The 21,065-nt window shown below is 72.4% G+C and carries 19 protein-coding genes and 1 tRNA gene; 3 read left to right on the forward strand and 17 right to left on the reverse strand.

Going from position 1 to position 21,065, the window contains the following annotated elements; genetic code table 11:
- Positions 1-22 precede the first annotated feature (22 nt).
- The 13 genes from ACZ4FV_RS07495 to ACZ4FV_RS07555 form a co-directional block, all read right to left on the reverse strand.
- Positions 23-2,863, reverse strand: coding sequence for an FtsX-like permease family protein (locus ACZ4FV_RS07495; RefSeq protein ID WP_465322124.1), 2,841 nt, complete (start codon positions 2,861-2,863; stop codon positions 23-25).
- Positions 2,860-3,609: an ABC transporter ATP-binding protein gene (locus ACZ4FV_RS07500; protein WP_395867667.1), complete on the reverse strand. Its 750-nt coding sequence runs from the start codon at positions 3,607-3,609 to the stop codon at positions 2,860-2,862. Before ACZ4FV_RS07500 ends, ACZ4FV_RS07495 begins: the two co-directional genes overlap by 4 nt.
- The gene (locus tag ACZ4FV_RS07505; RefSeq protein WP_395867669.1) at positions 3,606-4,190 is read right to left on the reverse strand and encodes a PadR family transcriptional regulator; all 585 of its coding nucleotides are present in this window, start codon (positions 4,188-4,190) and stop codon (positions 3,606-3,608) included. The genes ACZ4FV_RS07500 and ACZ4FV_RS07505 overlap by 4 nt, the downstream gene beginning before the upstream one ends.
- 164 nt (positions 4,191-4,354) lie before the next feature.
- Entirely contained in the window at positions 4,355-5,173 is an 819-nt protein-coding gene (locus ACZ4FV_RS07510) for a hypothetical protein (protein ID WP_395867671.1), read from the reverse strand.
- Positions 5,174-5,317: 144 nt separating this feature from the next.
- Positions 5,318-6,055 (reverse strand): hypothetical protein, encoded by a 738-nt coding sequence (locus tag ACZ4FV_RS07515; protein WP_395867673.1) that lies wholly within the window; start codon positions 6,053-6,055, stop codon positions 5,318-5,320.
- A 186-nt stretch (positions 6,056-6,241) separates the two neighbouring features.
- The gene (locus ACZ4FV_RS07520) at positions 6,242-7,222 is read right to left on the reverse strand and encodes an NAD(P)H-quinone oxidoreductase (RefSeq protein WP_395867675.1); all 981 of its coding nucleotides are present in this window, start codon (positions 7,220-7,222) and stop codon (positions 6,242-6,244) included.
- A gap of 10 nt (positions 7,223-7,232) precedes the next feature.
- Positions 7,233-8,381, reverse strand: a complete 1,149-nt coding sequence (locus tag ACZ4FV_RS07525; protein WP_395867677.1) for a potassium channel family protein — start codon at positions 8,379-8,381, stop codon at positions 7,233-7,235.
- Positions 8,378-9,595, reverse strand: a complete 1,218-nt coding sequence (locus ACZ4FV_RS07530) for a molybdopterin molybdotransferase MoeA (RefSeq protein ID WP_402234759.1) — start codon at positions 9,593-9,595, stop codon at positions 8,378-8,380. The genes ACZ4FV_RS07525 and ACZ4FV_RS07530 overlap by 4 nt, the downstream gene beginning before the upstream one ends.
- On the reverse strand, positions 9,595-10,458 hold the full coding sequence (locus ACZ4FV_RS07535) for a DUF6457 domain-containing protein (protein ID WP_395867682.1): 864 nt from the start codon (positions 10,456-10,458) through the stop codon (positions 9,595-9,597). The genes ACZ4FV_RS07530 and ACZ4FV_RS07535 overlap by 1 nt, the downstream gene beginning before the upstream one ends.
- Positions 10,455-11,207, reverse strand: a complete 753-nt coding sequence (locus tag ACZ4FV_RS07540) for a TrmH family RNA methyltransferase (RefSeq protein ID WP_395867684.1) — start codon at positions 11,205-11,207, stop codon at positions 10,455-10,457. The genes ACZ4FV_RS07535 and ACZ4FV_RS07540 overlap by 4 nt, the downstream gene beginning before the upstream one ends.
- A gap of 113 nt (positions 11,208-11,320) precedes the next feature.
- The gene (locus tag ACZ4FV_RS07545) at positions 11,321-12,616 is read right to left on the reverse strand and encodes an HTTM domain-containing protein (RefSeq protein WP_402234761.1); all 1,296 of its coding nucleotides are present in this window, start codon (positions 12,614-12,616) and stop codon (positions 11,321-11,323) included.
- Entirely contained in the window at positions 12,603-13,424 is an 822-nt protein-coding gene (locus tag ACZ4FV_RS07550) for a DUF5819 family protein (protein WP_395867688.1), read from the reverse strand. The genes ACZ4FV_RS07545 and ACZ4FV_RS07550 overlap by 14 nt, the downstream gene beginning before the upstream one ends.
- A gap of 228 nt (positions 13,425-13,652) precedes the next feature.
- Entirely contained in the window at positions 13,653-15,299 is a 1,647-nt protein-coding gene (locus tag ACZ4FV_RS07555) for an AMP-binding protein (protein ID WP_395867690.1), read from the reverse strand.
- Between the two features lie 122 nt (positions 15,300-15,421).
- Here ACZ4FV_RS07555 and ACZ4FV_RS07560 point away from each other — a divergent pair, with 122 nt between their 5' ends.
- Positions 15,422-16,111: a PaaI family thioesterase gene (locus tag ACZ4FV_RS07560; RefSeq protein WP_395867692.1), complete on the forward strand. Its 690-nt coding sequence runs from the start codon at positions 15,422-15,424 to the stop codon at positions 16,109-16,111.
- 18 nt (positions 16,112-16,129) lie between these two features.
- Here the strand turns inward: ACZ4FV_RS07560 and ACZ4FV_RS07565 are convergent, their stop codons facing one another.
- Positions 16,130-16,462 (reverse strand): rhodanese-like domain-containing protein, encoded by a 333-nt coding sequence (locus ACZ4FV_RS07565; RefSeq protein ID WP_395867694.1) that lies wholly within the window; start codon positions 16,460-16,462, stop codon positions 16,130-16,132.
- 269 nt (positions 16,463-16,731) lie between these two features.
- Entirely contained in the window at positions 16,732-17,544 is an 813-nt protein-coding gene (locus tag ACZ4FV_RS07570) for a hypothetical protein (protein WP_395867696.1), read from the reverse strand.
- Between the two features lie 182 nt (positions 17,545-17,726).
- On the opposite strand from ACZ4FV_RS07570, the gene ACZ4FV_RS07575 reads away from it, so the two are divergent.
- Together ACZ4FV_RS07575 and ACZ4FV_RS07580 are read left to right on the forward strand one after the other, a co-directional pair.
- Complete coding sequence (locus tag ACZ4FV_RS07575) at positions 17,727-18,314, forward strand: TetR/AcrR family transcriptional regulator (protein ID WP_020557109.1); 588 nt, start codon at positions 17,727-17,729, stop codon at positions 18,312-18,314.
- 63 nt (positions 18,315-18,377) lie between these two features.
- Positions 18,378-19,223, forward strand: a complete 846-nt coding sequence (locus ACZ4FV_RS07580; protein ID WP_402234767.1) for an ATP-grasp domain-containing protein — start codon at positions 18,378-18,380, stop codon at positions 19,221-19,223.
- Positions 19,224-19,230: 7 nt separating this feature from the next.
- On the opposite strand, the gene ACZ4FV_RS07585 is transcribed toward ACZ4FV_RS07580, so the two are convergent.
- Together ACZ4FV_RS07585 and ACZ4FV_RS07590 are read right to left on the reverse strand one after the other, a co-directional pair.
- Positions 19,231-20,613, reverse strand: coding sequence for a DUF2252 domain-containing protein (locus ACZ4FV_RS07585; protein WP_465322129.1), 1,383 nt, complete (start codon positions 20,611-20,613; stop codon positions 19,231-19,233).
- A 121-nt stretch (positions 20,614-20,734) separates the two neighbouring features.
- A tRNA-Leu gene (locus ACZ4FV_RS07590) sits at positions 20,735-20,818 on the reverse strand.
- Positions 20,819-21,065: the final 247 nt, after the last annotated feature.

Raw genomic sequence — 21,065 nt, forward strand, 5'->3', positions numbered from 1 at the left:
TCATCCTAGGAGCGCCGAGGGCTTAAGCCGTCCTGCCGCGCACCACCGCACGCGATCGTGTCAAAAGCGCCGCGAGCAGGGCCGCGAGGATCGGCAGCACGATCAGCGCGAGGCCCAGTTGCGACCACGGAATCACCAGTTCGGGAGCGTGCAGCCGACTCTTGGCCTCGGCCGGCATCACGTCCCACACGGCCGACTTCTGTCCTCGCCGTACGACCACCCCCGCGAGTACGCCCGCCGCGAGTCCCAACGCGGTCCCCAGGAACGCGATCACCCCGCTCTGGAACGCGGACAACCGGCGCCGCACACTCGGCGGCGCGCCCACCGCACCGAGCGTGGCCAGGTCCTTCTGCGCGTCGGCCAGTGCCAGCCCGGTGGCCACCCCGGACGCGCCGACCGTGACCACCAGCGCGAACACCGCGAGCAACAACATCCGCGCGTCGCTCATCGGCTGGAATCCGCGCTCGACGAAGACGAAGCCCTGCTCGGAGACCTTCGCCACCTGCTCCTCCAGCCGCTGCTTCTGCGCGTCCGAGGGCGAGCGCCCGGCGTCGTAGACCAACCCGGCCGGTTCGACGACGGCCCCGAGCACGCGCGCCGCCTCCGGCGAGGCGAACATGCCGGACAGGCCGAAGGGGGCTTGCACCGACACCGCGGGCAACCGCACACCCGGACGTTCCGACTCTGCCGCTCCCGGGGAGGGCATGTGGACCGATCCGAGGCCGGAGAACACCTCCTGTGACTTGACCTCCGCCTTGCCGTCCGGCCCGACGTACCCGTCCTCGAACAGGACCACCCCGCCGCGGGACAACACCTCGATCGCGCGTGGGTCGTCCGCGCCGGTCAGCTTGCGCAGCAGATCCGCGTCCCCGACCACCGACTGGAAGAAACCGTTCCGGGCCCGGGTCTCGTACCGGCATCTGGGATCGTCACGCCACCGGTCGTCGCCGGGGCGGGCCGGGCAGCGGGCCTCGGGCAACTTCTCCGGCCGGAAGGTGACGCACCTGCCTTCCTGCACACAGGTTCCGCCCAGCGTGCCCAGTGGTCCGCCCTTCGCGTCGGGCAGGATCCGCTCGACCGCCCGCCGGATCTCCTCGGCTCCACGCGTGCTCACCGCCGTCTCGCCCGGCGGCCCGCTCCCCGGCACACGCCCGGGGAAACCGATCAGGACGTGGTTCTCCTGGGCGTTGGGGCGGTACCTGTTCCGTTCGTCCGCGTTCTGGCTCGACCAGACCACCGCGATCACCACCGAACCCGCCACCGCGGCCATCACCGCCGCCACCGCCGGCGCGCTGCGCGGGCGGCTGCGGGCCGCGTCGCGCAGCGCCAATCGGGGGCTCAGCGGCAGGAAGCGACCGAGCTTCGCGGTCGCTCCGATCAGTGCCGGGCAACACGCGACCAGGCCCAGTTCGGCCACCACCACACCCGCGACGATGACCTTGTCGTTCGCGCCGTCCGCGCCGTACAGCGCGATGGCGACGCCGAGCGCGGCACCGAAGACCCCGGCGATCGGCAGCACGCGCGAACCTCGGCGCACCCCTCGGCGGCCGGACAACGACGCGGCGATGTCCTCACGGGCCGCGAGCCAGGCCGGGATCAGCGCGGCGAGTACGCCGACCGCCACCCCGACCGCGCCGATGCCGAGCAATTCGAGCGCGCGCACGTCGTAGCGGCCCAGCAGCCGGCCGGACTTCTCGGCGAACCACGGCCGCAGCAGGGCCGCGACCGCCATGCCCAGGGCCGTGCCGAGCACAGCGCCGACCGCGCCGAGCACGACACCACCGCCGAGCACCACCCCGCCGATGTGTCGACGGCTGCCACCCGCGACGCCGATGAGCCCGAGTTCGCGCCGCTTGCGGCGCGCGCCCACCGCGAAGGCCGGGCCGGCGAGCAGGATCATCTCCAGCAGGCCCAGGCCCACGCCGATGCCACCGAGCCTGAGCGCGCGCGAGTCGACCCACTGGCGCGGGGTCTCGTACTGCAACTCGTCGCTCGCGGGCGGATCCTCGAGTACCACGGCGGACTTGACCACAAAGCCCTGCCGGTTGGCCTCCTTGACCTTCGCCCACGACACCCCGCCCGGCACCCGGATCAGCTCGTCGACCTGCTCGGCGAACGAACCACTCGCCCCCGGCAGGGCACGCATCGCGTCGAGCACCGCGCCCGGCCGGCCGATCACCACGGACTTGCGCAGATGGTTCGGCAGATCGACCGTGCCGACGATGCGAAACGTGCGACCGGTGGACTTCTCGGTCAGTCGCCCACCGACCCGGTATCCGCCCGAACGACGCAACTCCTCGGTGACGACCACCTCGTCGAGGGCTTGCGGGGCCCGCCCCCGACGCTGGAACACCATGCCTTCGGCGAGCGGCGCGGTGTAGTCGAACTCGCGGATCTGTACCTCGGTCCGACCGTGCTCCGTGGACACCGTCCCGTACCCGAAGCGGTCGATCAGTCGCTCGGTCACCCCGGGAATCGCCGCACTCGCCGCCCGGGAAGCCGGCCGATCGGGCAACCCGCCGGTCGGCAGCAGTGTTACGGACTGCCCGGGCGGCGGCCGATCCAGGTCGGCCGGACGCCACTCCTCGCCTTCGACATCCTGTCGAATCGCGACCGCGGGCGACGAGGTCCCGTCGCCCTGCCGCTCCGAAGCGGTATCCCGCACCAGGGCGTCCGCCTGCCCCATCGAGCGCGAGATCACCTCGTCGGTGTCCAACTGCACGCTGCGCCAGGACACGTCGGCCGCGCTCATCCCCAGTACCGGAAGCGCGATCATCGCGACGATCAGCGCGCTGCGTCCCTTGGCCCGCAGCGCGTCCCGACGGGCGATCCGCAAGGTCGCCCGCCACGAGCCCACGCTCATCGCGAACCACCCCGGGACAGCAGCGACTCGGCGTCGGCCGTGGAACCGGTGTCGTCCACGAGCCGACCGTCGCGCAGGAACACGATCCGGTCCGCCCACGCGGCGTGCCGGGCCTCGTGGGTCACCAGGACCACTGCCGCACCGGCCTCGCATCGCGCCCGCAGCACCCGCAACACCGCCTCGCCCGTGGTCGAGTCGAGCGCGCCCGTCGGCTCGTCGGCCAGCACCAGTCGGCGCTCGCCGACCAACGCGCGGGCGATCGCGACGCGTTGTTGCTGGCCGCCGGACATGTCGTCGGGAAAGCGGTCGCCGAAGTGTTCGAGACCGACCTCGGTCAGCGCCGCCTGCGCGGCCTGCCGGGCCCGGCGGATCGACACGCCGTCGAGTTCGAGCGGCAGCGCGACGTTCTCCGCGGCCGTCAGTGCCGGGACCAGGTTGAGGTCCTGGAAGACGTAGCCGACGCTGCGCCTGCGCAGCGCGGCCATCCGGCGCCGGTTGAGCCCGCCGAGTTCCTGCCCCTCGACCAGGATCTCGCCGTGGGTGGGCCGGTCCAGTCCGCCCGCGAGCATCAAAAGGGTCGACTTGCCCGACCCGCTCGGTCCCATCACGGCGAGCATCTCGCCCGGCGCGACGGCCAGATCCACCTCGGCCAGGGCTTCGACGCGCACGTCGCCCCGACCGTGGATCCGGCCCACCGACCTGAGTTCCAGTACCGGTTCCACTGTGCCCCCTGTGCCCTTGGTCATCGACGCGCCCCGCGCTTGCGGACGGGTGCGGGTCGCTCGTCCGCGGGAGTCGGTGCCGGCTCCCGCTCGGCTGCCCGGCGGGCCAGCCGCGCCTCGCAGTGGTCGAGCCAGCGAACCTCGGCCTCCGCGTGGAAGATCAGTGATTCCAGGACGAGTTGCCACGCGAGGTCGTCCTCGGCGGCGCGGGTCTTGAGCCGGGTGTAGTCCTGCAACGCCCGCAACGTGTGCGCGCGCTGTCCCTGGACCACCGACCGGACGTCGATCCCGGGCACCGTGACCGCCATCGCGAGCTTGATCGCGAGTTCGTCCCGGGGCGGGCTGGTGCGCGAGACCGGCGCCTCGAACCACTCGCGCAGTTCGGCCCGACCCTTGTCGGTGATCCGGTAGAAGACGTGCCCCTCGTCGTCCTCGCCGTCGGGTGCGACGAGTTCGTCGCGGTCCAGGCGGCCGAGCGTGGTGTAGACCTGACCGACGTTGAGCGGCCAGGTGGATCCGGTCCGGGCCTCGAATTCGGTCCGGAGCTGATAGCCGTATCGAGGGCCCTGATCGAGCAATGCGAGCAGACCGTGCTTGATGGACATACCGAGTATGTATACCCGGTATGCTCAAGAGCGCAAGACCGGCACGCGGTGGGAGCGTCCCGGGAAACCGCCGGCGGGAGGAGGCTTGGTCGCGACCGACGACGAGGCGAACGACCCGCCCGCGGCCGAGCCGAGCCCGACCGGGCTCGACCGGCGAACGAGGGTCAGCGGTCGTTGGAGGGGGAGCCGCCCCGGCAGTTGAAGTTGAACGTGTACCGCTCGGTCTGCGCGTTCGCGACCGGCTGGAGGATCAGCAGTTGCAGGACACCGCTCGCCTCACCGAACAGTTGCGGCGGGATCGCCCAGGTGATCGGGATACTCGCCTGGCGCGGGCCGGAGCCGGTGAAGTGCAGGATGTCCTGCGGGAGCAGCAGCCCCCTCTCGTACACCCACTGGAAGACGATGTCGCCGGGACCCACCCCGTCCACGAGCACCGTTCCGACGAACGTCACCTGATCGAGTCCGTTGCAGCGCACGTAGGAACCGTTGGCGCGGTCGGCGCTGAGCCGTACGTCGCTCACCCGGAACCGCTGACCCAACGGCGGCGGCGGGGTGGGTGTCCGGCCGCCGGAGCCGGTCGTCGCGGCGGCGCCGCCGGATCCACCGGACTGTCCGCCGGGGGCGGGGGTGCTCGTCGTGTTCCCGGTCCGGCCACCGGAACCGGGCGCGTTCCCGGGCGGTGCCGTCACCGTCTCGGTCACGGTCACCGTGGGCACCGGAACGGGCTGCCCACTCGTGGGCGCCGAACCGTCGGGCGCGGGCGTGGCACCGCCGGTCGGTGCCGGGCCGGCCTCGATGCTCTGGTCCTGGGCGGGCAGTTGCGGCGGGATGTCGGCGGGCGAGGGCCCGCTCCGATCGTGTCGGGCCTGCACGCCGGGGCCGGAGCCGCAGATGTTCGTGAGTACGAGCAGCGTGATCAGGGCCAGCGCGATGATCGTCGGGCCCAGCGGTATCCGCCGGTGAAACCCGCCGATCGACCACATCACGCCTCCTTCCCCCACCACCGGTCGGACGTTGCCGGAAGGTACCGCTGTATCACGATTCGCATCCTCGACGAGCCTGCACCCTTCATCCGCGATGCGCCAGACACCCAGTCTGACCGGCGGGACCGACGTCCATCCCGCCGGTCAGCGTCGTCGCGGTGCCGGGAAACACCGGACGAGCAGTCCACCGGCGCAGACGATACCGGCTCCCCCGAGGCCCATCAGAGTCAAATTCACAACGGATGGACCGGTTTTGGGCAGCGTGGGCGGCGCATCGAAGACCGAAGAGGTGACCGGAGCCGAGGGGTCGGTCGGGGCGTGCGGGTCGGACTCCATCAGGTAGCGCGCGACGATTCGGCCGCCGGAGCGCACCGCGTACACCCCGGGTCGATCGTCCTCGGCGACCTCCGCCCCCCAGGACCGCAGCGCGTCCAGGCCGGCGGCGCCGCCGGTGAGCACGAGTTCGTTCTCGACGTCGAGCACCGCCCGGCCCGACTCGTCGGTCACCGGGCGGGCGCCGTGTCGGGCCAGCCGGTCGAGCAGTCGTTCCCACTCCTGCTGCGTCGGCGCGTCCGTGACCGGCGCGGGTCGGGGCGGCCCGGTCGGCTCGGCCGGCGCGTCCACGTGCACCGGCGGATCCGGGCGCAACTCGGGCGCGGCCGGCGGCCGGCCGCGCGGGGACGCCCCCGGGTCCGGCTCGTCGGCCGGCGGCCGTGACCCGTCGACCGCGCCGGCCGAGGGCAGGGGTGACGGGCCCGCGAGCGCCGGGGCATCGGGCAGCACCGACGCGCCGGGGAGCGCCGAGGCACCGGATAGGACGAGGGCCGCCGTGAGCACACACCCGGCAGCCAGTCGACGCGCGAAGCCGCCGGGGGTAGGCATGCGGTCAGACTAAGGAAAATCGACAAAAGACCCATTCAGCGACATTCGGCGCAATGGAATGGTCATCCGATTTTCATTCGTCCGGACCACACCGCCCGGACCACACCGCCCGGACCACACCGCCCGGACCGCGCCGCCCGGACCGCGCCGGCGCGTCGTCTGCCGCGCCGGCGGCCCCGGACCGCGTCAACGCACCTTCAGCAGGACCTTGCCGATGTGTCCGCTCTCCTCGAGCACCCGGTGCGCGTCGGCCGCCTCGGCCACCGGCAGCACCCGATCGACGATCGGCTCGACCCGGCCCGCGTCCAGGAGCGGCCACACGTGTTCGCGTACCGCCGCGACGATCGCGGACTTCTCCGACATCGGGCGGGCCCGCAGCGAGGTCGCCGCGATCGCGGCCCGCTTGGTCAGCAGCTTGTTGAGGTCCAACTCGCCACGGGCGCCGCCCTGGAGGCCGATCACCACGAGCCGGCCGTTGACCGCGAGCGCGTCCACGTTGCGATCGAGATACTTCGCGCCCATGTTGTCCAGGATCACGTCCACGCCGGCCCCGTCGGTGGCCTCGCGGACCCGGGACACGAAATCCTCGTCCCGGTAGTTGATCGCGACCTCGGCGCCGAGTTCGCGGCAGCGCTCCAGCTTGACCGCCGAGCCCGCCGTGGTGAACACCCGCGCGCCCGCGGCCGAGGCCAGCTGGATCGCCATCGTGCCGATCCCGCTCGACCCGCCGTGCACCAGAAAGGTCTCGCCCTTGCGCAGGTGGGCGACCATGAACACGTTCGACCAGACGGTACAGACCACCTCGGGCAGCGCGGCGGCCGTGATCAGGTCCATGCCCGCGGGCACGGGCAGCAGTTGGCCGGTGGGCACCCGGACCCGCTCGGCATAGCCGCCGCCCGCCAACAGCGCGCACACCCGGTCACCGACCGCCCAGCCGGACACGCCCGCGCCCACCTCGACGATCCGACCCGACGCCTCCAGGCCGGGGTAGGCCGAAGCGCCGGCCGGCGGCTGGTAGAAGCCCTGTCGCTGCAACAGATCGGCCCGGTTGACCGCCGACGCGGCCACCTCCACCAACACCTCGCCGGGTTCGGGTTTCTCGTCCGGGACCTCGGTCCAGTTCAGTACCTCGGGTCCGCCCGGTTCGGCAATCGTGATCGCAAACATGGCCACCAGCCTATGAGTCGCCCGTCTTCGGCTGCGGCTTATGCGTCTTGATCACCACGAGTCGGTCACCCGCGCCGAGCACCGCCGCCTCCGGGTCGTCGTGCCGCAGCGTGCGGTGTCCGCGCACCACGGCCACCACCAGATCGCCGCACTCGCCAGGCGACTTGCCCGCCTCGCGCTTGTCGATCGGCCGCTCGATCAGGTCCATGCCCTCGCCGTAGTGCATGAGGTCCTCCATCACCTCGCCGACGTTCGGGCTGAGCATGGAGACTCCCAGCAGCCGGCCCGCCGCGCTCGCGGTGGTGACCACCGAGTCGGCCCCGCTCTGCCGGATCAGCGGCGCGTTCTCGTCCTCGCGGACCGCGACCACGATCCAGGCCCGCCGATTCAACTGCCGCGCGGTCAGCGTGACCAGGGCGGCGGTGTCGTCCCGGTTGACCGAGACGATGATGTTCCGGGCCCGCTCCACCTCGGCCCGGCGCAACACCTCGGCCCGGGTGGCGTCGCCGGACACCACCACGAGCTTGTCGTCGTCGCTCGCCTCGGTGACCGCCTCGGGGTCGGAGTCGACGATGACGATGTTCTCGCGCGAGACCCCCTGCGCCATCAGCGTGTGCACCGCGCTGTACCCGGTCGTGCCGTAGCCGACCAGGATCGTGTGGTCGCGCAACGTGGACCTCCAACGGTTGAGCCGCAACTGCTCCCGCGTGCGCTCGGTGAGCACCTCGAGGGTCGTGCCGACCAGGATGATCAGGAAGATCACCCGCAGCGGGGTGATCACGACGACGTTCACCAGGCGGGCGCCGTCGCTCGCGGGGGTGATGTCGCCGTAGCCGGTCGTGGACAGGGTGACCGTCGCGTAGTAGACCGCGTCGAGCAGCGAGACGTGCTCGTCCACGGTGTCGCGGTAGCCGTCCCGGTCGAGATAGACGACCAGGATGGTGACCGCCAGAACCAGCAGCGCCATCCCGAACCGGCGCAACACCTGCATGAGCGGACCGGGACGGTCCTTGGGGATGTGCACGGTCGCGCCCGCCTGACCGGCCAGGCCCGCCGGTCCGTCGGTACGTTTCTTCAGTGCCGGCAGCGGCCGGGCCAGCGCACCGCGCGGCCCGCGCCGATCGGCCGGTCGGTCGTCGGGGAAGCGCACGGTCTTCATCGCGGCGCCCCGAGCACCTCTACCCGATCGCCCGCGCGCACGCCGCCCGGCGGCACCACCGCGATGCCGTCGGCGACCGCGAGCCCGCGCAGCATCGCCGGGCCGGAGAAGGCCAGCGGCCGATCCGCGCGCATCGGCACCAGCCGGGTGTCCCTCGGGTGGCCGGCGATGTCGGCGCCGACCCGGATCCGGCGCGGGCGCGGCTCCGGGCGGCCGGAGAGCCGGCGCAGCAGCGGTACCGCGAGGGTGAGCATGCCGGCCACCGCGGCCAGCGGGTTGCCGGGCAGGCCGACCAGGTAACGCCCGGCGCCGGGACGCTCGCCGGGCAGGTGCGCGAGCAACATCGGATGACCCGGGCGGACCGCGACGCCGTCCACGAGCACGTCCGCCTCCAGGTCGGCGAGCAGCGGGTGCACATGATCACGCGGGCCGTCGGCGGTGCCGCCCGTGGTGATCACCACGTCGGCGCGGGACGCGCTCACGTGCCCGCGCAGCGTGTCCAGGCTGTCTCCCACTCGGCGCACTCGCAGCAGGTCGGCGCCGAGGGTGCGCAGCCACGGCGTGATCAACGGGCCGAGCGCATCCCGGATCCGGCCTTCCCTGGGCAGCCCGGAGTCGAGCAACTCGTCGCCCAGCACCAGGAGTTCCACCCGAGGCCGGTCGACCACCACCAGTTCGTCGTAGCCGGAGGCGGCGGCCAGCCCGGTGACCCCCGGCGTGACCGTGGTGCCGGCCGGCAACAACTCGTCGCCGCGGCGGCACTCCTGGCCGCACGCGCGGATGTCGGTGCCCTGCTGGATGTGCACGTCGCCGAACAGCGTGCGGCCCTCGACCCGGCTCTGTTCGCTGCGCAGCACGGCGGTGGCCCCGCGCGGCACCCGCGCTCCGGTGGCGATCTCCACCGCGTCGCCGTCGCGCATCACGCCGATGCCCTCGCCGGCCTCGCCCGCGAGCAACCGGCCGCGCACCCGCCACGGCCCGGGTCCGGCGACCGCCCATCCGTCCATCGCCGAGGTGTCGAAGGAGGGCAGGTCGGTGAGCGCGACGATGGGCCGGGCCAGCACGTGGTCGCGCGCGTGGTGCAGGGTGCGCGAGACCACGGGCAGCGGTCGGCCGGCCGCGCGGGCCGTGGCCCGGGCCTCGGGCCAGCCCAGTGCCTGCGGCGGGTGCGACTCGGAGCGCGGCATGGTGGCCCGGTCCTCCCGAAGGGTCATCAGGCGCCCGGCTCCGCGCCGGCGCGTTCGGCGAGCTCTCGGGCCTGCCGCAGCGCCTCGGCCACGGCGGCCGCGCCGCCGCCGCGACTGGCCGCCGCGTAGCCGACCAGGAAGGAGGTGAGCGGCGCGGCCGGTCGCTGTACGTTGTGCGCCGCCACCCGGGTCATGTCCAGCAGCGCCGCGATGTCCACGTCCAGTTCGATGCCCAGCTCCTGTTTGACCGCTTCCGTCCACTCTTCCAAGCCAGTCATGTCTCTCCTCTTCGGGGCTGTGTCCATCCTCCCCGACCGGGCTCGCGCGCCGCGCACATCCGCCCAGGTGTCGCAGTCGAAGACGGCGTCGGGATCGGCCCGGATCCGGTGCAGCGCGAGCGGCTCGACCACCCGGCGCAGCGGCGCCCCGGCCGGTTCGGGCAGGGCCGCGACGCCCGCCCGCAGGGCCGCGGTGCGGTAGGCGGCGAGCAGGATCTGATCGCGCCCGTCGGCGTCCACCGCCACCGCGCCGGCGTACCCGTCGCCTCGATCCACCGCCGGCTCCAGGGCGGCGACCAAGCGGTCGATCAACGCGGTGGGCACGAACGGCAGATCGGCCGCGAGCAGCACGACCGTCTCGGCGCGAACCAGCGGCAGCGCGGCGGCCAGCGCGGCCACCGGTCCGCCGCCGGGCGGGTCCTCGCGCACCCACACCACCTCGCGCCGGGTGTTCCGGCGCGGACCGGCGACAACGGTCCGCTCGGCTCCGGCCGCGGCGGCCAGCACCCGGTCGAGCAGCGAGACGCCGGCCACGAGCAGGCCCGGCTTGTCGGCGCCGGCCAGCCGGCGGGCCGCGCCGCCGGCCAGGACCACCGCGTCGTAGCCGCTCACGTGGGCGCGTTCGCGGAGGTCTCGGACCAGCGGAAGAGGGTCATCCCGACGCTGGTGGCGAGGTTGTAGCTGGAGACCCTCGGTCGCATCGGGATGGCCACGCGCCGGTCGGCGCGCCCGCGCAGCGCCGCCGAGACGCCGTGCCGCTCGGTGCCGAAGGCCAGGATCGCGTCGTCCGGGATCTCGGTCGCGCGCAGGTCGACGCCCTCGGGGTCGAGCACGAACAGGGGGCCGGTGGGCAACGCGTCCGAGTCCACCCGGGCGACGCCGGTCGCGAAGTGCAGTCCGGCGCTGCCGCGGACCACGTTCGGGTGCCACGGGTCCAGGTCGCCGGTGGTCAGCACGGCGGCGACGCCGAATCCGGCGGCGAGCCGGACGACCGCGCCGACGTTGCCGAGGTTGCGCGGGTTCTCCAGGAGCACGATCGGCGCGGTGCGCGCGGGTTCGCCGGAGGGGCCGGCCTCGGGGCGGCGGGCGAGCGCGACCACCCCGGTGGGGCCGCCGCGCGGGATCAACTCGCGCAGGAACGGCACGGACACCTCACGCGCCGTCTCCTCTATATAGCCGCCCACGTCGGCCGCGAGTTCGTCGGCGAGGGCGCGCACCGCCGCCCGGTCGGTGGTCAGCACGACACGGATCTCGGCGCCGAATCGCAGTGCGTGCTTGACGGCGTGGAACCCGTCCAGCAGCACCGCGCCGGGCGACGCGGCCCGCCACAGCGCGAGGGTCTCCATCTCGTGCGCGTTCATGACAGCAGCGTAGGACCTGCCGCGCACGGGTCTCGGCCGGCCGGCGGGCGGTGCGCGCCTGCCGGCCGCCGGGTCCGCGACGGGCGGGATCGCCCGCCGACGGTCGAGAGCGATCAGACCCGACCCGAGGTCGAGGCCACTCCTTCGAGTCCGCCGGGTACCGGCGGGGCGGGCGCCGCCTCGCGGCCCGCGGGCGTCGGGGCCGGCCCGGTGGGTCCGCGGCGCAGCCGGTCCATCAGTCGGCCGACCACTCGCGAGCGGGTCCAGATCAGGAACGCGGTGGGCAGGAACAGCGCGTCGCCCACCGACATCGACGCGGAGAAGGCGGGCAGTCCCAGCAGGATCGCGATGCCGAAGTGCATGCCGAGCAGGATCACGATCGCGACGTACTTGACCCGCTTGGCGAACAGCATGAACACGAAGCCGACCTGGATGAAGACCGTGAGGTAGCCCATCAGGACGCCCATCTGGGCGTTCTCCCCAAGCGTGTGACTGAGCCCGGGCCACGGTGCGAAGTACTCCAGGTTCAGCACGTAGTGCATGGCCGTGCCGTCCTGCCAGTACGAGCCCTGCACCTTGTACAGCCCGGCCGCGCCGTAGATGAAGCACACCTCGGCGGCGATCACGAACAGCGCGCAGTTGTGCACGACGGTGACCAGGCCGGCCCGTACCTGTTCGGCCGCACGCGGCAGCCGCCACAGCGCGCCGAAGACGATCGCGATGCCGGGGATCCAGATCCACTGGCAGACGAACGCGAAGGAGAACTCGGGCTCCGGGGTCCACGAGTCGGCTCGGCACGTGGTGCCGAGCGCGACCATCGCGAGCAGGCCGACCAGCACGCCGACCTCGTGTCCGGGACCGGTGCCGGGGCGGATCCCGGTGCGCCTGGCCCGGCGTGCGTCCAGCGACCACACCCGTCCACAGGCGGTGAACGCGAGGTAGATCGACATCAGCAGCAGGACGGTGTCGCCGCCGTCGGTCATCAGGATGGACCGGCTGTTGAACGAGACGACCATGACCGCGAACAGCACGCTCATCGCCCGGGTGTGCCATCCGAGCACGAACAGCGCGCTCACCACGATCGCCGCGAGGTAGACGCCTTCGAACCACCAGCGCGTGTCGCTCTCCAGGAGCAGGCTCACCCCGTCGATGCCGCTGAGCAACTCCCTGGCCATCTCCGGCGACCACGCGGACCGGTCGCCCCAGATCTCTCGGCGGTTGAGGTATTCGCGGATCAGGCCGACCAGGAAGACCAGGCCGTAGCCGATCCGCAGCAGCGCCGCCTGGTGCACGGCGAAGGTACGGGTGCTCACCGTGTCCAGGGCGGACACCAGTCGACGGGCGACGGCGTCCTCCACCCGGCGGTACGGGCTCGCCGCGACGCGCGGCGTCGGGTCAGCGGAAGTCATCGGGCTTCGTCTCCCACCAGCCGAGCATGCGGTACGAGGTCTCCGGCTTGGTCTTGGCGTCCGGCCTGCCGATCGGCGTGGTGGCGACCCGGACCCGGACGGATTCGACCGAGCGGTTCGCTCCCGCGTCCTGGAACCGGTGCACCACGATGCGCCGCAGGTAGTTCTGGGTCAGCGGGCCGCGCGCGCCGATCGCCGATTCGTCCTTGGCGTCGTGCGCGTCGGCGTAGCTCGACCACGCGCGTCGGATCATGTTCTGGTCGGCCTTGCTCGGATACGGGTTGCCCCGGATGTGCTTCAGGTCGTCCCCGGTCAGGTCGGACCAGTCGGACTCGACGACGGTGCCGTCCGCGTTGCGCACCCGCGACTGGGCCTGCACGCGGAAGTTCTCCGACATCGGGTTGGGCGCGAACAACGCCCAGTTCTGCTCGAAGTAGGGGTAGATCCAGGTGCCGGTCGGCTTGCGGTAGTCCTGGGTCAGCGTGTTGTTGGGCGCGACGTGCAGGAACACGAAGAACACGTGGACCAGGGTGACCAGGATCGCGAGCACGGCGAACAGCGCGGAGATCGAACGCACCGCGGTCGAGCGCCGTTCGTCCGCGGGCACGGCCGTGTCGATCGGCACGTCCACGGGGGAGCGCTCCCCCGACTGTTCCGGGATCCGGGCGATCACCGGGTCCGGGTCGGACTCCGTGCCCCGACCCGTCGCCGGGCCGGCGGCCGAGACGCCCACCGTCGCACCGGTCTCGGATCCGGGCCTCGACCGGTCCGCCGGTTGTCCGGGCACCGCGTCGTCAGGCGACTGCATGCCTCTCCCGTGGTCGATGGGTCCACCGGTCCGGACCCGTGCTGCCGGCACGCTACCGGGTCCGGTCCGTCGCACGTACCGAAACCGTCGCCAACCAAGCCGTCGAGGCGATTTCGGTGACCCACGACCACGTTCCGCGCCCGAGCGCCGGCCCCGACCCCGGTCGCGGGTACGGACCCGCCGGGTCGAGGCGGCGCGGCCGCTCGGCTCACAGGTCCAAGGCGCGGCTCACAGGTCCAGGACGCCCTCCCGCCCGTGCGCGCGGTAGCGGTCGAGCAGTTCCGCCCGCCCCGCGTCGTCGAGCAGGCCGTACCCGGCGCCGCGCGCGGGCCGCCACCACACCGGCCCCGCCGCCCGAAAGCCCGCCCGCCGCAGACCGACCTTGTGCACCTTGTTGGTCGCCGTGGTCGGCACCTCGTCCACCACCCGCACGAACGTCGGCGCCATCTTGGCGCCCAGGTCCGACTGCTCCGCCAGGAACGCGGCGAACTCCTCCGGATCGAACACCGCGCCCTCGCGCACCTGTACGGCCGCCATCACCTGATCCCCGGTCACCGGATCCGGCACCCCGTAGACGACCACGACCTCGAACGGCGCGAAGCGCGCCAGGATGCCCTCGATGCCGGCGACCGCCAGGTTCTCGCCGTCCACCCGCAGCTTGTCGTCCGAGCGGGCGGCGAAGTACAGATATCCGGCGCCGTCCCGGTAGAAGTGGTCGCCCGTCCAGTACTGCCCGTCCCGGGCCCGGGCCGCCGACGCCTCCTCGTTGCGCCAGTACCCCTCGAAGCCGTTGCGCCCGGTGTTGACCAGCTCGCCGATCGCGGCGTCCCCGTTGACCAGCCGGCCCGCCGCGTCGAACTCGGCCCGGGCGCACTCCTTTCCGGTCGCCGGATCCAGCACCGAGGCGTTCTCGGGACACGGCCCGACCGCACCGGCGGGGGTGCCCGGCCGCCAGTTGACGCTCATCCCGCCCTCCGACGAGCCGTACCCCTCGGTCAACGCGCACCCGAAGCGCGCCTCGAAGCGCGCCATGTCCACCGCGCCCGCCTCGGTGCCGAATCCGGCGCGCAGTGGGTTGTCCCGGTCGTCGGGCCGCTCCGGGGTGGCCAGCAGGTAGGAGATCGCACGGCCCACATAGGTGAAGTACGACGCGCCGTAGCGCCGGATGTCGGGCAGGAACGCGGACGCCGAGAACCGCCGGCGCAGCGCGACCGCGCCGCCCGCGCGCAGCGCCGGCGACCAGTTCGCCATCAGCGCGTTGCCGTGGAACATCGGCATGCAGATGTAGTTGACGTCGTCCGGCCCGAAGCCGAACTGCTCGGACAACACGGTCCCGGCGCCGGCCAGCCGGCCCTGCGAGCAGATCACGCCCTTGGGCGCCCCGGTGGAGCCGGAGGTGAACACGATCAGCAGCCGGTCCGAGGGGTCCGCGACCAGTGCGGGCAGCGCGGCGTCCGCGTACGGCCGCAGTCGCTCGTCGTACCCGGGATCGTCGACCACCAGGATGCGCTCGGCGGGGATGCCCAGGTCGAGCCCGTCCAGCAGCGGCAGGTGCGCGCGCTCGGTGACGATCACCGCGCACTCGGCGTGCGTGATGTCGCGCGCCAGTTCGGCGCCGCGCCGGGTGGAGTTGACCCCCACCAGGGTGGCGCCCGCCACCGCCGCGCCGGAGAGCCAGATCGGGAACTCGGGCACGTTGTCGAGCAGGACTCCCACGTGCGGCTCGGCCCCGCCCGGCAGCAGGTCGGCCAGCAGCGCGGCCCGCGCGGCGGCGGCGCGGGCGAGTTCGTGGTGCGTCCAGGTTCGATCCTCGAAGTAGAGCCCGGTCCGTTGGTCGCCCCACTGGTGATGGACGAGTTCCGCGATCGTCACCATGCCGCACTCCCTCACCGAGATCCGGTCGGGCCGGATCTGATAGACCGTTAGATCTGATGCACCGTCATATTCTTTGCCCGCATTCTTGGCAAGATCAAGAAAAGTGTCACGGAGGTACGGGTATGAACTCGAACACCAGGCCGCTGCCGCCGGCCTCGGCCACCGCCCTCGCCGAACTGATGGCCGGCACGCTGCCCGGCCCCGAGAGCGTGACCCCGCAGGCGCTGGAGCTCGCGGATCGGGTGCGGGACCTGGTCGAGGCGGTGGTGTGGACGGACGTGGACCCGGCGACGCGCGCGGACGCGGCCCGGCGGGTCGCCGAACTGACCGCACTGCTGGGCGCCGCCCGACGCCCGCAGGCGGTGTCGCTGATCCGGTATCCGAACGGCAGGCTGGAGCACCTGACCCAGATGGGCTCGGGCCGGCTCAATCCGCAGGCGCCCAGGCTGGTGTTCGAGGAGGTCGCGCCGAGGCCGGACCCCTCGGCCGAGCCGGAGTCGATCGAGATCCACGCCCGCTGCACGCTGACCGCGGCACACGGCGGTCCGCCCGCCCGCGCGCACGGCGGGATCGTGGCGGTCGTACTCGACCAGTTGCTCGGCGTCGCCGCGTCCGCTGCCGGGGCGCCCGGGCTGACCGCCGGGCTGGACATCCGCTACCGCCGGGCGACGCCCTACGACGTACCGCTGGAGCTGACCGGACGCTGGACCGGTCGCGAAGGGCGCAAGAGCTTCGCGACCGGCGAGATCCGCGCCGACGGCGAGGTGACCGCCGAGGCGACCGCGGTGTTCATCGCGGAACGCCGCTCCTGATCGGGGCGGTGGCCGCGATCACACCACCACCGGGGCGAGGGTCGTCTCACTCACCATGGGTCGCCCGGCGGCCTCCCACGCGAGCATCCCCCCGTCGACGTTGATCGCTTCCCAACCCTGCTGCCCCAGATAGTGCGCGACCTGGGCGGAGCGCCCGCCGACCCGGCACATCACGTACACACGCGTGTCGTGCGGAACCTCGTCGATCCGCTCCAGGAGCGTGCTCATCGGGATGTGCCGGGCACCGGCCACATGACCGGCGTCCCATTCGTGCACCTCCCGTACGTCCAGGACGAAGGCGTCGTCAGGGACCGCGGCGGCGGGGACGGCCGGCGGGGGCGACAGGTGCATCGGATCTCCGGTGGGTCGGGCGCCCGGAACCCGTCCGGCCGCGCTCATCGCACATTGTCGGTCATCGGCGCCGCGCACAGGTGCCTCGAAAGAGCGAACCGTCCGGCCGTCATCCGCGACACGCGGCCGAAATGACGGCTGTGTACCGCCGCGGCGAGCAGGGTGGGCGGCAACCTCCCCGGGCCGACCGACGCCCATCCGGCCGGCCCGGGAGGGGTCCAGGCCCGGACGGGCAGCCGGCCCGGGCGATGCGGCGAGCCGAGCCCCGATCAGGACTCGACGAGCGTGCCGAGCACCTTCTCCTTCTCCGCGATGTCGTGCAGGAGCTGATCGGCCAGGTGCTCGAGCAGTCCGTCCGGGTCGTGCGGGGCGAGCTGGAGCAATTGCCCCATCGCGCCCTCCATCAGCTGATCGCGCAGGCCGGCCAGTTCGGACCGCCGGTGGGTGAGCCAGGCCAGCCGGCTGCGCAGCCACTGCCCCCGACTCTCCGCGTCCGGGCCGATCGCACCCTCCGGGGAAGTGGCCCATTCCGTGCCGAGGGCCAGCAGCTCGGTCACGTCGCCGCGCGCGTAGGCGGCGTTCACCCGGGCGATGAAGGTGCCTCGGCGCTGCTTCTCCTCGGGATCCTGGACCAGGTCCGGGTGCGCCCGGCGGGCCAGCTCGCGAAAGAGCTTGCGGGCCTCGGCTCCGGGGCTGACCCGGTGCACCTCCGGCACCGGCAGCGGCTCGTCGGCCGCCTCGCCCGGCTCGCCGCCGCCCGCGCCGTCCAGGGCACCCAAAAGCGAGTCCAAGTCCGGCATGTCCGTCACCACACCACGCAATTCGACCGCACGCCGGATGTCCGCCGGATCGCCGGTGTGCGCCGCGATCGCCTCCGCGATCAACGCGTCCAACTCGTCGAGCCGCTCGTACAGCGGCCCGAGCCGGCGGTGGTGCACGATCGCCAGGTTGTCCAGCTCGACCTGAAGGGTCGTCACATCGACTTCGTCGTCGAGCAGCGCGGTCTCCGCCGCGGCGACCTGTCGTTCCAACTCGGCGATTTCGGGGTCCGACCAGGGGGTCGGCGCGCTGACCTCGTCCATCACGTCCCTTGTGTGCTGTTCTGTTCCCGCGCGACACCGGCCGGCGGGCGCGTCTGCCGGACTTTGAAGATCAAATCACTCGCAACACCCCCCAGCAGCCTATGTGGTAGGGCAGCATGGTCAGGCCGTCCCTGGCCAGTCGATCCAACAAAGCAGTTGGCTAGAGGGGATAAGATCCAGCCATGCCGCCCGACACCGCACGCACCCGAGCCAAACTTCTCGACGCCGCCCGCGCGGAGTTCGCCGAGCACGGCATCGCCGGCGCCCGCGTCGACCGCATCGCCCTGCGCGCCGGGGTGAACAAGGAGCGCATCTACGCGTACTTCGGCAACAAGGAGCAGCTCTTCCAGCACGTGCTGACGGAGTCGCTCCAAGAGCTCAACACGGTCGTCACGATGCCCAACGACGACCCGGCCGAGTACATCGCCCAGGTCTACGACTTCTACTGCGCCCGCCCGGAGCTGCTCCGGCTGCTGGTGTGGGAGGCGTTGTACTACGGTCACGACCCGGTTCCGGACGAGGAGCGGCGAGTCACGAGCTACGCCGCCAAACTTCAGGAGTTCGCCGACCATCTCGGCGTGAAGCCCTCGCCCGACGTCGCCCAGTTGCTCTTCTCGCTCATCGGCGTCGCCGCCTGGCAACAGACGATGCCGCAGATGTCGCGGGTACTGCTCGGGGCCGACTCGGAGTCCGAGGAGGCCCGGGCGAACCGGCGCAAGCACCTCATCGAGTTCACGCGAGCGTCCATCGCGTCGATGAAGCAGTCATAGGGCGCACGGCCGGATGAAGGGTCCACCCTTCATCCGGCATGCCCACGCAATACCGTCCTCCCCATGACACCACCCCCGGGGGAGGGCGCACCCGAGGTCCTGCTCGTCCCCACGGACCCCCTGAACCCCCGCCGCACCGACCCCCACTTCGCCCCCGAGGCCGAGGCAGCGCTCGCGCTGGGGATCCCGGTGGCGCGCGTGGACCACGAGGCCCTCGTGCGCGGCGACGCGCACGAGGCGGTGCGACGCGTCCCCCACGACCGGGGACCGCTGCGCTATCGGGGTTGGATGATCCCCGGGCCGCACTACGCCGCGCTGGACGCGGCGCTGCGCTCGCGTGGGGCGAGCCTGGCCACCTCGCCCGAGCACTATCGGGCGGCCCACGAACTCCCGGGTTGGTATCCCCGCTTCCGCGACCTGACGCCGCGCACGGTGGAGGACCCCGCGCTGCTCGGCGCGGGCCCCGCGATCGTCAAGGACTGGGTGAAGTCGCGCAAGCACGAATGGCACGAGGCGTGCTTCGTGCCCGATGTCGCCGACGTCGCGCACACCCGCTCGGTGGTGCGCACCTTCCTCGAACGGCAGGGCGCCGAATTGCAGGGTGGCGTGCTCTATCGCGCGTTCGAGGAGTTCACCGGCGCCGAGACCCGGGTGTGGTGGGTCGACGGTGTCCCCGTGCTGAGCACGGCGCACCCCGACACACCCGCCGGGCACACCGAGCCGCCTAACCTGACCGCGGTCCGCACGGCCGTCGAAGAACTGGGCTCGCCGTTTTGCACCACGGACCTGGCCCGGCGCCGGGACGGCGCGTGGCGGGTGATCGAGGTCGGCGACGGGCAGGTCTCGGACCTGCCCGCCGGCGTCCCGCCCCGGGCGCTGCTGGAGCCCTTGTTCGCCGCCCGCCGCTGACCCCGGGTCAGACCCCGGTCTCGGCCGGCAGCCGACCCGAGCGCACGGCCGCGAGCAGTTGCTCGTGGTCGGCCTCGGTGCGATCCGCGTAACGCACCGCGAACTTGGCGAACGCCTCCTCCAGCTTGTCGCTCTTGCCGCAGTAGCCGGCCAGCACCTTGGGGTCCACGGAGTGGCTGTGCGCGCGGGCCAGCAGCGCGCCGGTCATCCGCCCGTAGTCGTCTATCTCGTGCGCGGCCAGCGCGCTCGGGTCGATGCTCCCCTTCATGTTGCGGAACCGCCGCACCATGTACGCGCGCCCGTCGATCGAGGTCCACCCCAGCAGCCCGTCGGTATGGGCCTGCATCCACTTCTGGCCGACCACGACCCGGCGCCCCTCGTGCTCGACGTGGGCGGGCGGCAGATACGGCGCGAGCGCGGAGGGCCGCGCCTCCTTCACCTGGAGCACCAGCGGTTCGTCGCCGTTGCCCAGCAACAGCACCACGTACGCCCGGGTACCCACGCTGCCGGTGCCCACCACCCGAAACGCCACGTCCTCGATCGCGAACCGGGCCAGCAACGGCCGCCGTTCGGTGGAGAGGGTGTCCACGTAGCCCTCCAGGCCGGCGGCCACCGCGCGGGCGAGGTCGTCGTCCACCGCGGTCAACACCGGCGGCTCCGGAACGAAGTGCCAGGTGCCGTCCGAGCGTTGCCGGGTCGACTTGGCCGCGAACCGGGCGCTGGTGTTGCGCCGGGCCTTCGCGGTCACCTGGGCCAGCAGCCCGGACAACTCGCCCGCGTCCGCGTGCGCCACCAGCGACTCGTCGGCGATCGCGTGCCACGCCTGCAACACCGGCATCCTGGCCAGCACCGCCATCGTCCTGCGATACGAGGCGGCCGCGTCGTAGGCGGCCGCACGGCACGCGTCCGCGTCCAGGCCGCCCACCCGACCGGCCACCACCAGCGAGGCGGTCAGCCGCTTGAGGTCCCACTCCCACGGACCCTGCACGGTCTCGTCGAAGTCGTTGAGGTCCATCACCAGGCGTCCCTCGGCGGTGCCGAACACCCCGAAGTTCCCGGCGTGCGCGTCACCGCAGATCTGCCCGGTCAACCCGGTGACCGGCTGCGCGGCCAGGTCGGCCGCCATCAACCCGGCCGACCCGCGCAGGAACGCGAACGGCGAGGCCGCCATCCGTCCGATCCGCAACGGCACCAGGTGCTCGAGCCGCCCGGCGTTGGCCCGCTCGACGCTCTCCACGACACCGGGCCGATCCACCGCGGGCTCGAAGTCGGCGTGCGCGCCGCGCGACACCCGCTCGCGCAGCCCCTTGCCCAGCGCCTTCGACGCCACATCGGACCTGTCCCGAAAACCCGGGACGACGAATTCCCGCCCCACCGCAGTACCCGACATCTACCGATCCTCCCCGGAGCCGGCGCACGGCCCACCGCCAAGACCCGCCACGACACCACCGGACCTACCCGGCAGGGCATACAGAAAGGCCCCAGGTCGATGACCTGGGGCCTTTGCTCGGTGCGCGAGGGGGGAGTTGAACCCCCACGCCCTTTCGGGCACTGGAACCTGAATCCAGCGCGTCTGCCTATTCCGCCACCCGCGCGAGCAATCAAAGATTAGCACGGGCGCGAGGTCCGATACGAATCCATACCCGCAGGCCGCACCGCTCACACCATGAGCATCCGTATGGACACCCAGAGCAACCAACGGTTCATCTTTGTGGACCGGGATCCCCACGACCCCCGCCTCTCCGGCATGCTTGCCCTGCACCGTACGGTGAACGGGGTTCGACCCCGGCCACGCACACGGTCGCGGCACAACTACTGCAAGCGAGCCACGGAGGGGGCAAC

The sequence above is a fragment of the Embleya sp. NPDC025285 genome (genome assembly GCF_055558835.1).